14 protein-coding genes and 1 riboswitch are annotated in these 14,616 nt (G+C 46.3%); of the genes, 6 read left to right on the forward strand and 8 right to left on the reverse strand.

Annotated elements, in window-relative coordinates; genetic code table 11:
• Positions 1-65: 65 nt before the first annotated feature.
• The 3 genes from ald to HT574_RS07850 all read left to right on the forward strand — a co-directional run bounded on the left by ald (position 66) and on the right by HT574_RS07850 (position 3,105).
• A complete protein-coding gene (gene ald / locus HT574_RS07840; protein ID WP_175244129.1) occupies positions 66-1,199 on the forward strand; it encodes an alanine dehydrogenase in 1,134 nt (377 codons plus the stop codon).
• Between the two features lie 138 nt (positions 1,200-1,337).
• Positions 1,338-2,153, forward strand: a complete 816-nt coding sequence (pdxK, locus tag HT574_RS07845) for a pyridoxine/pyridoxal/pyridoxamine kinase (RefSeq protein ID WP_175244130.1) — start codon at positions 1,338-1,340, stop codon at positions 2,151-2,153.
• A gap of 94 nt (positions 2,154-2,247) precedes the next feature.
• On the forward strand, positions 2,248-3,105 hold the full coding sequence (locus tag HT574_RS07850; RefSeq protein ID WP_198430983.1) for a carbon-nitrogen hydrolase family protein: 858 nt from the start codon (positions 2,248-2,250) through the stop codon (positions 3,103-3,105).
• Between the two features lie 119 nt (positions 3,106-3,224).
• Here the strand turns inward: HT574_RS07850 and putP are convergent, their stop codons facing one another.
• Positions 3,225-4,679 (reverse strand): sodium/proline symporter PutP, encoded by a 1,455-nt coding sequence (gene putP / locus HT574_RS07855; protein ID WP_175244131.1) that lies wholly within the window; start codon positions 4,677-4,679, stop codon positions 3,225-3,227.
• A 394-nt stretch (positions 4,680-5,073) separates the two neighbouring features.
• On the opposite strand from putP, the gene HT574_RS07860 reads away from it, so the two are divergent.
• From HT574_RS07860 to HT574_RS07870, 3 genes are all read left to right on the forward strand, one after another.
• A complete protein-coding gene (locus tag HT574_RS07860) occupies positions 5,074-5,886 on the forward strand; it encodes a basic amino acid ABC transporter substrate-binding protein (protein WP_175244132.1) in 813 nt (270 codons plus the stop codon).
• A 71-nt stretch (positions 5,887-5,957) separates the two neighbouring features.
• A complete protein-coding gene (locus tag HT574_RS07865) occupies positions 5,958-6,614 on the forward strand; it encodes an amino acid ABC transporter permease (RefSeq protein WP_017436964.1) in 657 nt (218 codons plus the stop codon).
• Entirely contained in the window at positions 6,611-7,333 is a 723-nt protein-coding gene (locus tag HT574_RS07870; protein ID WP_175244133.1) for an amino acid ABC transporter ATP-binding protein, read from the forward strand. Before HT574_RS07865 ends, HT574_RS07870 begins: the two co-directional genes overlap by 4 nt.
• A 151-nt stretch (positions 7,334-7,484) precedes the next feature.
• Here HT574_RS07870 and HT574_RS07875 read toward each other — a convergent pair whose 3' ends face one another.
• From HT574_RS07875 to HT574_RS07905, 7 genes are all read right to left on the reverse strand, one after another.
• Positions 7,485-8,432: an ATP-grasp domain-containing protein gene (locus HT574_RS07875; protein ID WP_175244134.1), complete on the reverse strand. Its 948-nt coding sequence runs from the start codon at positions 8,430-8,432 to the stop codon at positions 7,485-7,487.
• A gap of 1 nt (position 8,433) precedes the next feature.
• The gene (locus tag HT574_RS07880) at positions 8,434-9,495 is read right to left on the reverse strand and encodes an LLM class flavin-dependent oxidoreductase (RefSeq protein WP_175244135.1); all 1,062 of its coding nucleotides are present in this window, start codon (positions 9,493-9,495) and stop codon (positions 8,434-8,436) included.
• 67 nt (positions 9,496-9,562) lie between these two features.
• A riboswitch (SAM riboswitch) is annotated at positions 9,563-9,666 on the reverse strand.
• 125 nt (positions 9,667-9,791) lie between these two features.
• Positions 9,792-10,091 carry a cytochrome aa3 quinol oxidase subunit IV gene (gene qoxD / locus HT574_RS07885; protein WP_017436968.1) on the reverse strand — a complete coding sequence of 100 codons (300 nt, stop codon included), beginning with the start codon at positions 10,089-10,091 and terminating at the stop codon, positions 9,792-9,794.
• A gap of 1 nt (position 10,092) precedes the next feature.
• Positions 10,093-10,707 carry a cytochrome aa3 quinol oxidase subunit III gene (gene qoxC, locus HT574_RS07890; RefSeq protein ID WP_017436969.1) on the reverse strand — a complete coding sequence of 205 codons (615 nt, stop codon included), beginning with the start codon at positions 10,705-10,707 and terminating at the stop codon, positions 10,093-10,095.
• A 3-nt stretch (positions 10,708-10,710) separates the two neighbouring features.
• Positions 10,711-12,657 (reverse strand): cytochrome aa3 quinol oxidase subunit I, encoded by a 1,947-nt coding sequence (gene qoxB, locus HT574_RS07895; protein ID WP_175244136.1) that lies wholly within the window; start codon positions 12,655-12,657, stop codon positions 10,711-10,713.
• Positions 12,658-12,680: 23 nt separating this feature from the next.
• Positions 12,681-13,589, reverse strand: a complete 909-nt coding sequence (gene qoxA / locus HT574_RS07900; protein ID WP_042406939.1) for a cytochrome aa3 quinol oxidase subunit II — start codon at positions 13,587-13,589, stop codon at positions 12,681-12,683.
• 261 nt (positions 13,590-13,850) lie between these two features.
• On the reverse strand, positions 13,851-14,564 hold the full coding sequence (locus tag HT574_RS07905) for a TrmH family RNA methyltransferase (protein ID WP_175244137.1): 714 nt from the start codon (positions 14,562-14,564) through the stop codon (positions 13,851-13,853).
• Positions 14,565-14,616 lie beyond the last annotated feature (52 nt).

Below are 14,616 nucleotides of genomic sequence, written 5' to 3' on the forward strand. Positions count from 1 at the left end.
CAAAGCAAAAATAGAAACAACCATTTATACTGGAATTGAGGCCATTTATAAGGAGGATTTTGCTGATGATTATTGGGGTACCAAAGGAAATAAAAAATAACGAAAACCGTGTCGCTATTACACCAGCAGGTGTCATGTCATTTGTTCAGGCAGGACATACCGTGCTGATTGAAAAAGATGCAGGAATTGGAAGCGGTTTCACCAATGAGGATTACGCAAGCGCCGGAGCGCAAATTATCGAACAAGCGCAAGACGTATGGGCAAAAGCGGATATGGTGATGAAAGTAAAAGAGCCGCTGCCAAGCGAATACGGCTATTTCCGTCCGGGATTAATCCTATTCACCTACTTGCACCTTGCCGCTGAACCGGAATTGACGCGCGCCCTTAAAGAAAAAGGCGTCATTGCCATCGCCTACGAAACGGTGCAAGTCGGGCGCACACTTCCGCTGCTTACACCGATGAGCGAAGTCGCAGGACGGATGGCAGCACAAATCGGCGCGCAATTTTTAGAAAAGCCTTACGGCGGAAAAGGAATTCTCCTTGGCGGCGTGCCGGGAGTAGGCCGCGGCAAAGTGACGATCATCGGCGGCGGTGTCGTCGGAACGAACGCAGCAAAAGTCGCTGTCGGGCTTGGCGCGGATGTCACAATTATTGATTTAAACGCCGATCGTCTCCGCGAACTAGACGACATTTTCGGCCACCAAATTACGACGCTAATGTCCAATCCAATGAACATCGCCCAAGCAGTCGCAGAGGCCGACCTTGTCATCGGCGCTGTGTTAATCCCTGGCGCGAAAGCACCAAAACTCGTCACGGAAGACATGGTAAAAGCAATGAAGCCAGGCTCTGTCATCGTCGATGTCGCGATTGACCAAGGCGGGATCGTGGAAACGAGCGATCACGTCACCACGCACGACAACCCGACATATGTGAAGTATGGCGTCGTTCACTACGCTGTCGCCAACATGCCGGGAGCGGTTCCAAGAACATCGACGCTTGCCCTAACGAACGTAACGCTTCCGTATGCGCTGCAAATCGCCAATAAAGGCGTTCACCAAGCGATCGCCGACAACCATGCACTCAAACTTGGCGTCAACGTCGCTAATGGCGAAATTACGTATGAAGCAGTCGCCCGCGACCTTGGCTATAACTATGTCCCAGTAGAAGAAGCGTTAGGAAAACAACTAGCTGCAAACTAATCGATCATACCGGTGCTGCCCGCCTTCCGCAGTGCCGGTTTCTTTATATACCCAATCACTTCTCTATCTTATCGAAATGATTTGTGCTATGATTAAATAATACATAATCACTGATACCACACAAAGGAGGAATACGTCATGGCAATGCCTAAAGCACTGACAATCGCCGGCTCTGACAGCAGCGGCGGCGCCGGTCTGCAGGCAGATTTAAAAACGTTTCAAGAGCTTGGCGTATATGGAATGACCGCAATTACAACAATCGTCGCAATGGATCCGCATAACCATTGGTTTCATCAAGTGTTTCCAGTCGATCTCTCAACCATTGAAGCACAGATTGAAACGATCGTCGTCGGCGTTGGGGTTGACGCAATGAAAACAGGAATGCTGCCGACGACCGATATTATTGAACTCGCGGCAAAAACGATTGAAAAACATCAATTAACGAATGTCGTCATTGACCCTGTGATGGTGTGCAAAGGAGCAGACGAGCCGCTCCATCCGGAAAACACGGTTTGCTACCGCGAAGTGCTCGTTCCAAAAGCGACGGTCGTCACGCCAAACTTGTTTGAAGCAGCTCAGTTAAGCGGACTTCGCCGCATCGAAACGGTGGAAGATATGAAAGAAGCGGCAGGCCGAATTCATGAGCTTGGCGCTAAATACGTCATCGTCAAAGGCGGACGCAAAATTCCGCATGAAAAGGCGGTTGATGTCCTATACGATGGAAAAACGTTCGAACTATTGGAATCTGACCGCATCGAAACAACGTATACACACGGGGCAGGCTGCACGTTCTCGGCGGCCATCACGGCCGAGCTCGCCAAAGGCAAACCGGTAAGGGAAGCGATTGCCACGGCGAAAATATTTATTACCGAAGCCATCCGCCACTCCTTCCCGCTCAACCAATACGTTGGTCCAACGAACCATGCCGCATATCGCCGCTATCATCAACAATAAGGCAGGAGGAAACCTCTCCTGCCTCCCTTTTGCTTTATACAAAAAAACAAACGTGATAATATAAAGACAAAAAATTACAAAAGAAGGATGTGTGATACGATTGCGGGTATCTGCTGTACAATATCATTTGCATACGATCAGTTCGTTCCAGCAATTTGCCGATCAAGTGACCCATTACGTGAAAACGGCGCAAGAATTTGAAGCGGAGTTTGTTTTGTTCCCGGAATTTATGACGACACAGCTTTTGTCCATTCCATCCAATACAGGCAAAACGCCAACGATCGATGACTTGCCAAATTATACAGAACCGTATTACGAACTATTTACTTCACTGGCGAAAGAAACCGGCATGTACCTAATCGGCGGCACGCATGTCATTTGCAAAGACAAAAAATTGTACAATGTCGCGCATTTATTTACCCCCGACGGACAAATCCACCAGCAAGCCAAGCTGCACATTACCCCGACGGAAGTAAAGGAATGGGGCATTGCTCCGGGAGAAAGCGTCAATGTGTTCGAAACGGAAAAAGGAACAATCGCGCTGTTGACGTGCTATGATATTGAGTTTCCGGAAATCGTCCGCATCGTGCGCGCCAAAGGGGCGGACGTCATCTTTTGTCCATCGTGCACCGATGACCGCCATGGGTTCCATCGCGTCCGGTATTGCTGCCACGCGCGCGCCGTCGAAAACCAAGTGTATGTCGTCACGACAGGCACGGTCGGCTCGCTACCAACCGTCGATTTTATGCGCGCCAACTTCGGCCAAGCTGCGGTCATTACGCCAAACGACATTCCGTTCCCGCCGCGCGGCATTTTAGTCGAAGGGGAAATCAACGACGACATGATTGTCACCGCCGACCTCGACTTGTCGCTGTTGTATAAAGTGCGGGAAAAAGGTTCAGTGACGACATGGCGCGACCGCCGCACCGACTTGTACCCAGACTGGAAATAAAGGGAAAGGGACAAACCGATTAATACGTACAAATTACAAACATTCACGAAAACAAAAGTGGAATTGCCGCCGATTTAAACGAAAAAACCCGGGCACGATAACGCGTCCGGGTTTTTTTCCTATAACGATGCTTTGAAATGGTCGAACTGTTCAACAACTTTTTCTTGCGGCTCCTTCGTTAACAAGCTGACGATAACAATCGCCACCAAGCTCGCTGCAAAGCCTGGAATCATTTCATAAAGCAAGCCTTTTAAATATGCTGATTGCGTCCAAAGAATAACGGTCATAGCTCCTGCGACCATGCCGGCAAACGCCCCCCATTTCGTCATGCGCCGCCAGAATAGACTTAATAAAATTACAGGACCAAACGAAGCGCCAAAGCCTGCCCACGCATAGCCGACCAAGTTTAAAATCGTATCGTTTTTCGTGTATGCGAGCGCAGAAGCTACCAATGCGACAAGCAATACAGACAGGCGGCCGACCAATACTAACTCCTTATCGGAAGCAGAACGGCGGAATAATATTTTATATAAATCCTCCGTCAGCGAACTGGACGTCACCAGAAGCTGCGAAGAAATCGTGCTCATAATGGCTGCTAAAATCGCCGCCAGCAAGAATCCCGTGATCAGCGGATGGAATAAAACTTCCCCGAGCCTGATAAAGACAGTTTCCGGATCGCTAAGCTTCGAGCCATGCTCGAAAAAGTAAGCGATTCCAAAAAATCCTGTCAACATCGCTCCGACAACGGAGAAAATCATCCACCCCATTCCGATGCGGCGGGCGCTTTTCATTTCCTTGACCGACGAAATCGCCATAAAGCGGACGATAATGTGCGGCTGTCCGAAATAGCCGAGGCCCCAGGCAAACAGCGAAATAATGCCGAGGAAGCTTGTTCCTTTCCATAAATCGAGCAAATTAGGGTCAATGTTTTTAATGGTAGTAAACGTATCGCCGACACCGCCCGTATGGAAAAGCGTTACGACCGGGACAAGAATAAGAGCAATAAACATAATCGTTCCTTGCACAAAGTCTGTCCAGCTGACCGCTAAAAATCCGCCAAACAGCGTATACGCCACAACAACGCCGGCAACGATCCACAATCCCGCATGATACGTCATGCCAAACGAGTTTTGAAATAAAACAGCTCCAGATACAAGACCGGAAGATACATAAAAAGTAAAGAAAATCATAATAACAAGGCCAGAAATCAAACGAAGCAGCTTGGATGTATCACCGAAGCGGTTTTCCAAAAACTCCGGAATCGTGATGGAATCATTCGCCACTTCCGTATACACACGCAAACGCGGCGCCACATACAGCCAGTTGGCGTACGCTCCAAGCGTAAGCCCGATTACAATCCAGGCTGCGCTTAGCCCTTGCGCATACATCGCTCCCGGCAGCCCCATCAACAGCCAGCCGCTCATATCGGAAGCTCCTGCGCTCAGCGCCGTAACAGCCGGGCCTAACGTTCTTCCCCCCAGCATATAATCGGAAAGGTTAGACGTTCGTTTATACGCCCAATACCCAATCAGCAACATTCCAATCATATAAATTGCAACAGAAATGATAGCCAAAGTAGCCTCTCCTTCCTTTGTTGTCCTTCACTATCATCATAACGGAAGAATATTATTTTTACAATAATAATCATAATTTTCCAATTGTTAAAAACATAAATATAACTATAGATTTTTCAAAAAACAAAACGAATATTCATTTAATTTATAATATAAAAATAAACCAAGCCGTTTCTACTACATTATTTTATAAAAATGAATATTCATTTATTTAAAGAATATTATAAATTGAAATTTAACTAAATAAAATAGGTAAATAAAGGTGTTTATCTACATAATATAAGGAACCAAAATATTCAAATAATTATTTTTATAAATAGTATTGCATAAATGTAAAAATATTGATAGTATGAAAGCGTCTATCATCAATTGCACAAAGGGGGACTTTTTTATCATGGTCAAAAAAGGGGCAATTATCGCTGTAGTGATTGCATTGCTTACAGCGTTGGCTGCATGTGGAAAATCAACGGAAACGAGTTCTTCTTCTTCAGGAGAAGCAAAGAAAAAAGTGATCGTCGGGACAGACGCTGCGTTTGCACCGTTTGAGTATATGGATAAAGGAAAAATCGTCGGTTTTGACGTCGATTTGCTAGATGCGGTAATGAAAGAAGCAGGCATTGAATATGAACTGAAAAATATCGGCTGGGATCCGCTTTTTGCCGCATTGCAAAGCAAAGAAATCGACATGGCAATCTCCGGCATCACGATCAATGATAAGCGGAAACAAACATACGATTTCTCCATTCCTTACTTTGAAGCCACCCAGATGATTATGGTGAAAGAAAATAGCCCAATCAAAAACGCGCTTGACTTAAAAGGAAAAACGATCGGCGTCCAAAACGCGACAACCGGGCAGGAAGCAGTAGAGAAATTGCTAGGCAAAGGCAATAAAAACATTAAAAAATTTGAAACGACGGTTGTGGCAATTATGGAATTATTAAACGGCGGCGTCGATGCAGTCGTGACTGATAACGCAGTGGCAAACGAATATGTGAAAAACAATCCAGACAAAAAAATTAAAGTCATTCCAGATTCGAAACACTTTGAGTCGGAGTTTTACGGCATGATGTTTCCGAAAGGAAGCGACTTAAAACCAAAAGTGGACAAAGCATTGAAAAAACTGATGGAAAACGGAAAATATGCTGAAATTTATAAAAAATGGTTTGGAACAGAGCCAAATCTCGATAATCTAGTAAAACAACAATAAACGCGCAAACATCGGAAAATGCGTAACTGCTTATTTGAGTTACGCATTTTTTATAAGAAAGGTGAGGGCTAATGGATTTTCGTTTTGATATTATTCAGGAATACGCCCCGTTTTTCCTAAGAGGGGTGTTATTAACTATTGGGGTTTCGATCGCCGCCATCATCGCCGGCTTGATTCTCGGTCTTATGATCGGCCTTGGCAAAATGTCAACGAAACGGCTCATCCGTCTCCCGTTTGAATGGTATATTAACTTTTTCCGGGGAACTCCTTTATTAGTACAAATGCTGCTTGTACACTTTGGGGTTATGCCGCTGTTTTTTGCCCAGCCAAGCGCGACCGTCTCGCTGATTGTATCGCTGTCCTTAAACTCGGCAGCGTATGTCGCAGAAATTTTCCGCGCTGGCATTCAATCAATTGACAAAGGGCAAATGGAAGCGGCCCGCTCGCTCGGTATGACACACGCACAGGCGATGCGCTACATTATTTTGCCGCAAGCGTTAAAACGGATGATCCCGCCGTTTGGAAATGAGTTTATCGTTTTAATTAAAGACTCGTCCCTCGGCCTTGTCATTGCCGCCCCAGAACTTATGTATTGGGGAAAAGCAGCTGCAGGAGAGTACTACCGCGTTTGGGAGCCATATTTAACCGTGGCGTTTATTTATTTGCTTTTAACCCTTTCCCTTAGTAAACTACTACATTATTTGGAAAGGAAGTATTCAAACCAATGATTAAAGTAAGCAATTTAAAAAAATCATTTGGCAACCTAGAAGTGCTGAAGGGAATTAATGCCCATATCCGCGAACGGGAAGTCGTCGTTGTCATCGGCCCATCAGGTTCTGGGAAATCAACCTTTTTGCGCTGTTTAAACCTTTTAGAAGACTTCGATGAAGGGGAAATCATCATTGACGGGATCAACATCAAAGAAAAGCAGACAAACATTAACAAAGTGCGCGAAGAAGTCGGAATGGTGTTTCAGCGCTTTAACCTATTCCCGCATATGACCGTGCTAGATAACATCACGCTCGCCCCGATAAAAGTGCGGAAATGGCCGCGCGAAAAAGCAGAAGCAAAAGCAATGGAGCTGCTCCAAAAAGTCGGGCTGCAAGAAAAGGCAAACGCCTACCCGGACTCTTTATCGGGCGGACAGGCGCAGCGCGTCGCAATCGCCCGGGCGCTGGCGATGGAACCGAAAGTGATGCTGTTTGACGAGCCGACGTCCGCCTTAGACCCGGAAATGGTCGGGGAAGTGCTGGCGGTCATGAAACAGCTCGCAAACGAAGGCATGACCATGGTCGTTGTCACGCACGAAATGGGCTTTGCCCGCGAAGTCGGCGACCGCGTCCTGTTTATGGACGGCGGCTACATCGTCGAAGAAGGCACGCCGAACGAAATTTTTGACCATCCGAAACATGAACGGACAAAATCGTTTTTATCAAAGGTACTGTAATCTCGTATTTGCCTCATTGCCGCAGTAAGCAAAGCAACAGTTTTTTATGGACCACAACAGCAAAAAGCACTGGTATGCTGCTTCCATCCGCAAACACATAGCCCTGGTTTTTGTGCCTACAAAAGGCTGGAAACCAGGGCTATATTTATCTTTATACCGAAGCGGCTTGAAGCCGCTTTAATTCCTCGCCTAAAAACTTGGCCACTTCTAACATGCCAAACTTGCCGGCGCGCGCTTCCGCCTCCGAGTTGTAGTTCGTATTGGTGTTGACATCGTACGTAAAAATCGTGCCATTTTGATCGCGGATAAACTCGATGCCGGCAATATGAATATCATTGGCGCGCAAAAATTGCTCGTATTTCTCGAGTATCGGATCGGAAAAACCGTCGATAATTTCAAATTTCGGACGCGTTGCCGTTTCGCCGACCGGACAGAACAAATCGCCGATTTGGCAAGCATCCGCAGGGCAAAGCTCGAACCCTTCCGATGTGTCTACGCGCACGGCGTACATAAATTTGCCGCCGACAAATTCACAACGGGTGATGAACGGCTCCGGCGCTTGAATGTATTCTTGCACCAGTGTAATGCCGTCGACTGAATCTTCAAAAGCAGGGCTTTCAAGATATCGCTGAAGCGCTTCAATGGAATGGAACAATTGCACGCCAAGCCCTTTGCCAGCGCGGTTATGTTTCGTAATAAACGACGGCGCGCCAAGCTGTTTTGCCGCTTCCACAATTTGTTCCTTGCCGACGGCGGCAATCGTTTTCGGCGTGCGGATTCCATGCGCATTTAATGCCATATATTGATTCACTTTGCTTACTTCTAAACGGAGCGCCCGGCTTCCGTTGAGCACCCGGCGCCCATGGCGCTCGAGCCAAGCGAGCACCGCTTCCGTGAGTTCCGGGGCAAAACGATGCGCCCGCGTATGGGATGAGGCACTCATTCGGCTGTAGAATACTCCTTCCGGAGGCGTCGTCGATAAATCGACCATCCCTTTGTCTAAAAACCATTCTTCATAAGGCAGACCAAGTTCGTCCAACCGCCGCGTTAAATGCACAGTCCATTCGCTATTTTCATGAATAATGTAAATTTTGCTCATCTTACTTTTCCCCTTTCGCCACAAACCGATTCCGGCGTTCCTCGACAAGCGGCATCACTTGTTTGGCAAACCGCTCCATTTCCTCTAGCTGAGGTGAAAACTGCAATATCAATAAATCGACCCCTGCATTTTCATATGCCAAAATGCGGTCAGCGATTTGTTTCGGTGTACCAATTAGATTTGGACGCAATCCCCTGTTCGATACAGAATAGTCTTGCAATTTCAATTGCAGTTCAAGCTGGGATTTGCTGACGAAATCATGATATCCTGCATAGCCGCTCGATAATTTAACGTCGGTAATGCGCTTTAATTCCGCCTGCGCCTCCTCCTCGCTGTCGCGGCAAATGACAAACGCCGCCATGCCAAACGAGCGAAACGGCTCTTTTCCTGCCTGTTCGCGGCGTTGTTTCATGTCGGCAACTTTGCGGGCGATTTCTTCTACTGTTCCGCCATGCATCACATATGCATCGCAATGCTCGACAATCGCTTGTTTTCCCCGTTCGCTCTCGCCGCCGGCGTATAAAATCGGATACGGCTTTTGCACCGGTTTCGGCGCTAAATGGGCTCCTTTTACTTCATAAAATTTTCCCCGGAAATGAAATACATCGTTCGTCCACATTCCTTTTAACACTTGAACGAATTCTTCCGTGCGATCATAGCGCTCATCATGTTCGGTAAAAATGCCGCCATATTGACGCGCTTCTTCCTCCCACCATGCCGATACAACGTTCAGTGTAAAGCGGCCGTTGCTAATGTGGTCAATATTGGCCGCCATTTTCGCCGTAACGGCCGGATTATGAAAACCGGGACGGACTGCCGTCATAATTTCCAATTTTTCTGTCACCGCCGCCAGTGCCGCCGCCGTCGACCATGCTTCCAGCGAATCCCTCTCCGGCCCTTTTATATCATTTAAATACAGCTCCGCGACTAATGTTGTGCTATATCCCCATTGCTCTCCTTTTTGCGCCACCGTTTTCGCATATTCAAACGTCGCCGGCATGTTTTCATCCTCAACGTTGCGCAGCCAGCCTCCGAAAATCGGCAGCCAAAATCCATATCTCATCTTTCTCCTCTCCTCCCCTAATAATAAAAATAAAAAACTTCTTCGATAAGAAGAAGTGGTGCGCTTCATCTTATCTTCCAGAACCAGCCTGCGCGAATCAGCGCTTTTCTGACCAATATCAGCGGCTGCCGGGCTTCATTGGGCCATTCCCTCTGCCGCTCTTGATACTATTTATTTTATTTTCTCCTTCTTTTCTTATCTGTTTTATCAGATTTATTTTATCCTACCATAATGTCATTTACAGCGTCAATATAAAAAACCCCGGCTCTTTCGCAGGGAAAGAGCCAGGGGTTTTATTACAGCACAAATGACATCGTCCAAACCGAACCAGCGACAACGACCACCGCGATAAAAAAGCTATATGCCATATTGATCGTTTGAATTTTGCCGCTGTCGCTTTCCGTCATATGCATAAACATAAATAGCTGCAAGCTTGCCTGAATGATAGCAAAAATGATGATGACGCCAATAATCGCTTTCGCCGTTAATCCCGAAGATAGCGCGACCCAAAGCGCAGCGAACGTCAGCACAAGCGAAAGAACAAAACCGACGACATGTTTCCAAGGAAATGATTCATGGTGATTGTTTGCACCCATCCTAGATCACCATCCCGGTCAAATAAACTAATGTAAAGATAAAAATCCATACAACGTCAAGAAAATGCCAATACAAGCTGACGATAAACACTTTTCTTGCCGTCCGCGGCGTAAATCCGCGCTGGAGCAGCTGAATGATAATTAAAATCATCCAGCCAATTCCAAGGCTGACGTGCGCCCCGTGCGTTCCGACAAGCACGAAAAAGCTAGAGAGAAACGCACTTGTTTGCATCGTCGCTCCTTCATGGACGTAATGAATAAATTCGCGAATTTCAAAGGTAATAAACCCTGCACCTAAAAGGAGCGTCACCAACAGCCATGTTAATAAACCGCTAAGGCGATTGCGGCGCATTTCAAAAATAGCCAGGCCGCACGTAAAACTGCTGGTTAATAGAAGCAACGTTTCAATTAAAACATCTTTTACCTCAAATAAGTCTTTCGCAGTCGGGCCGCTTCCCGTACGTTGGAATAAAACAAGATAGGTGGCGAACAAGGTCGCAAACAACGCGACCTCGGCGCCAAGGAAAATCCAAAATCCTAAAATATTTAAACGGCTTTCTTCCGTCCGATACTCGAGCGGCATTGTTTCATCATATCGGTGAGCTGCTTCTGCCATCCGTTACGCCCCCTTCCGTGCCAAACGCTCCGTGTGTTTAATTTCGTCCACGCTAATGTAATAGCCGTCATCATCGTCAAACGAACGGAGAATTAAACCGAGAATAATGAAGATCGCAGCAATAATCGCCAACGTAAACCATTTAAAGACAAGACCAAAGCCCGCGAAGAAAAATGCAATCGAAATCAAGAACGGGCGGCCTGAGTTGCTTGGCATATGAATCGGCTTTAATTGTCCTTCTTTTACTTCCAACCCGTTTCCGTTTTTCTTCATAACCCAATAAGCGTCCAAATCCGTTACTTCCGGAGTGATTGGGAAGTTATAGTGCGCTGGCGGTGAAGCAGTCGCCCACTCGAGCGTGCGACCGTCCCACGGATCTCCGGTCATGTCGCGCTCGCCGTAACGCGCGCTGTAATAAATGTTATAGCAAAGCACGATAAAGCCAATGCCCATCAGCGCCGCGCCAATCGTCGCCACAACGTTCAACGGCGTCCAGCCAAGTCCGGCCGAGTACGTGTACATGCGTCGCGTCATTCCCATTAATCCTAAGAAATACATCGGGAAGAAGCAAACATTAAACCCAATCATAAAGAGCCAGAACGTCCATTTTCCTAAACGTTCGTTTAATAGATGACCGAACATTTTCGGATACCAATAATGAAGCCCAGCAAAACAAGCAAACACCGTACCAGCAATTAATACATAATGGAAATGGGCAATTAAGAAATAACTATTATGGTATTGATAGTCCGCCGCTGCCATAGCGAGCATAACGCCAGTAACCCCGCCAATGACGAAGTTCGGGATAAACGCCAGCGTCCAAAGCATCGCTGTCGTAAAACGAATTTTTCCTTTGCGCAGCGTAAACAGCCAGTTAAATACTTTCACTCCAGTCGGAATCGCAATCGCCATCGTTGTAATCGAGAAAAACGAGTTCACCGCTGGACCGGCACCCATCGTAAAGAAGTGGTGCACCCAAACGATAAAGCTTAAAAAGGCGATACCAACGATCGAACCGACCATTGCTTTATAACCAAATAGACGTTTGCGGGAAAATGTGCTGACAATTTCCGAAAAAATCCCGAAAGATGGCAAAATGACAATATATACTTCCGGATGGCCCCAAATCCAGAACAAGTTTGCCCAAAGCATGGACATACCGCCGTTGGCCATCGTGAAAAATTGCGTGTCAAACAAACGGTCAAACGTCATTAACGCCAATGCGACCGTTAACACTGGAAACGCGAAAATAATGATGACACATGTAATTAAAACCGTCCATGTAAACATCGGCATGCGCATAAGCGTCATACCCGGCGCCCGCATTTTTAAAATCGTCACCAAAAAGTTAATTCCGGTCATCAACGTCCCAATTCCGGAAATTTGCAAGGCGACTGCATAATAGTTGTTGCCAACCCCTGGGCTAAATTCATTGCTAGCAAGTGGAAAATATGCCGTCCAGCCGGCATCCGGGGAGCCGCCGATGACAAACGAAATATTAAACAGCATCGCCCCGAAGAAAAAGAGCCAGAAGCTTAACGCATTTAAGTACGGATACGCGACATCACGCGCCCCGATTTGCAGCGGGACGACAACGTTCATTAATCCAATAATAAACGGCATCGCCATAAATAAAATCATAATCGTACCGTGCGTGGTAAAAATTTCGTTGTAATGTTGCGCATCGAGAAATTTCATATTTGGTGCCGTTAGCTGTGCTCGCATTAATAGCGCGTCTACACCGCCGCGGAACAACATTAATACAGCACAAATAATATACATGATCCCAATTTTTTTATGGTCTACCGTCGTTAACCATTCATCCCAAAGCCATTTCCATTTTTTAAAATACGTCAACACAAAAACAATACCAATAATGGTTAACACAATCGCAACATCCGCTGCATAAATAAGCGGTTCACCAGTGACAAAAAACTCGCTCCACTTCAATTACGGTTCCTCCTTTCCCGCCATTAATGTTCGTGGTGATCATTTTCCATGTTCCCATGGTGATCGCTATGTTCTCCATTGTTCATATGGTGGCTGTTTTGTTTCGCATGGTCTACCCATTCAAGATGCGTATTCGAAAACGTCATCCGCCCGACTAACCCAGGTTTTAAAATTTCCGCATATTTGTCTTTCGTTAGCTTTGGCGCCGTTTGTTGAACTTCTTTTACCCATTTCTCAAAATCTTCTTTTTTCTGGGCAACCACTTCAAACTCCATATGCGTAAACTGTTTTCCTGAGAAGTTCGCGCTCCGTCCCATATAGGAACCTGGCTGGTCTGCTTGCAAAATTAATTGTGTTTCCATCCCATCCATCGCATATTTTTGGCCGCCTAACTCCGGCACCCAAAACGAGTTCATCGGACCGACGGATGTCAGTTTAAACTTTACGGGAACGTCTTCAGGAATATTGACGTAATTCACCGTTTCAATATGTTGGTCCGGATAGCTGAAAATCCATTTCCAGTTTGCTGCGGTGACATGGATTGTTAACGGCTCGACATCATGGCGCTGCGGTTTTTCCAGCGCAAACGTCGCTTTCACCGTTGGAATTGCCAACACAGTGACAATAATAATCGGAATCGCCGTCCATACGATTTCCAAGAGCGTGTTTCCTTCTTCATCCGGTGGCTCATAATCGGCATTTTCCGGCTTTTCCCGATATCGAATGAGCACAACGGCAAACAATACAAATACGACGGCAATAATCAATAACATGAAGCCAATCGACCACATAATTAAGTCGTATTGTACTTTTGCGACAGGTCCTTTCGGATTTAATACCGCTATGTTTTCACTGCATCCGCTTAACAAAAGCAACAAGGACAAGGGAAGCCACGCAAACCATTTTCGCCCCCGTTGTTTTTCCTGCTTCATTCCGCTCGCTTCCTCCTTTTATGGCACATAGTCCAACTATCATCCTCATAATAAATGAATATCGATAACCTATATTTCTACCATATCAAAAGTGAAAATAGTTGAAACCAACAAGAAGGGGATTTCATAAATTCGAAACATATTTGTCACAAACCATTCAACAATTGTTCAATAAATATTCACGGTTATGGCTAAAAAATGAAATTTACCCAGTCAAAGCCCTTTCAAGAAAAATAAACCTTCCCCACTAATCAGGGAAGGTTAAAAAGAACGGCCTAACCGCACCTTAAGCTGTTTGCGCAGACGCGGATTTAACGTTTGCCACATCCATGTTTCATATAGTTCTTTTTTCTCGGTAAATGATAAATAATAGCGCTCACCTGCCTGCTGACGCGCTCTTTCGGTGACATCGTACAGTGAAAGCGCCGCCGCCACCGATATATTAAAACTTTGGACAAATCCATACATCGGAATCATAAACGTCGCATCGGCGGCACGAAGCGCCTCCTGCGACACACCGCTATGCTCGTTGCCAAATAAAAGAGCTGTCGGCCGTGACACATCGATGTCAGAAAGAGGAATCGTCCCTTCTCCAAGATAGCTGGCATACACTTGATATCCTTTTGCCTGCAAATCGCGAATCGCCGTTATAATATCCGGTTTTTGATAAAGCGTCAGCCATTTATCGGCATGCCGCGTCACAAGCGGGCTCGGCTGAAACGAGGCTTTCCCGGTGACGACATACACATCCTGCACACCAAACGCTTCCGCTGTCCGCAACACCGCCGCCTGGTTGTGCGGATCATCGACCGCTTCGGTCAATACCGTCACGTAGCGTGTCCGCTTTTGAAGTACTTCATACATTCGTTGAAGACGCTCCGGTAAAATCATTTCCCAGATAAGGCGATTTTCTTCCGTCAGCAACCCTTCTTCTTGCAGCTGTTCAATGAACGTTTTTGCTGCTTGTTCGTTCATTGCCATCACCTTCATTCCGCATTAATTGATTAGAGCGAATTTCATTATACAA

Source organism: Parageobacillus sp. VR-IP, assembly GCF_013357975.1.
GTDB lineage: Bacteria > Bacillota > Bacilli > Bacillales > Anoxybacillaceae > Saccharococcus > Saccharococcus caldoxylosilyticus.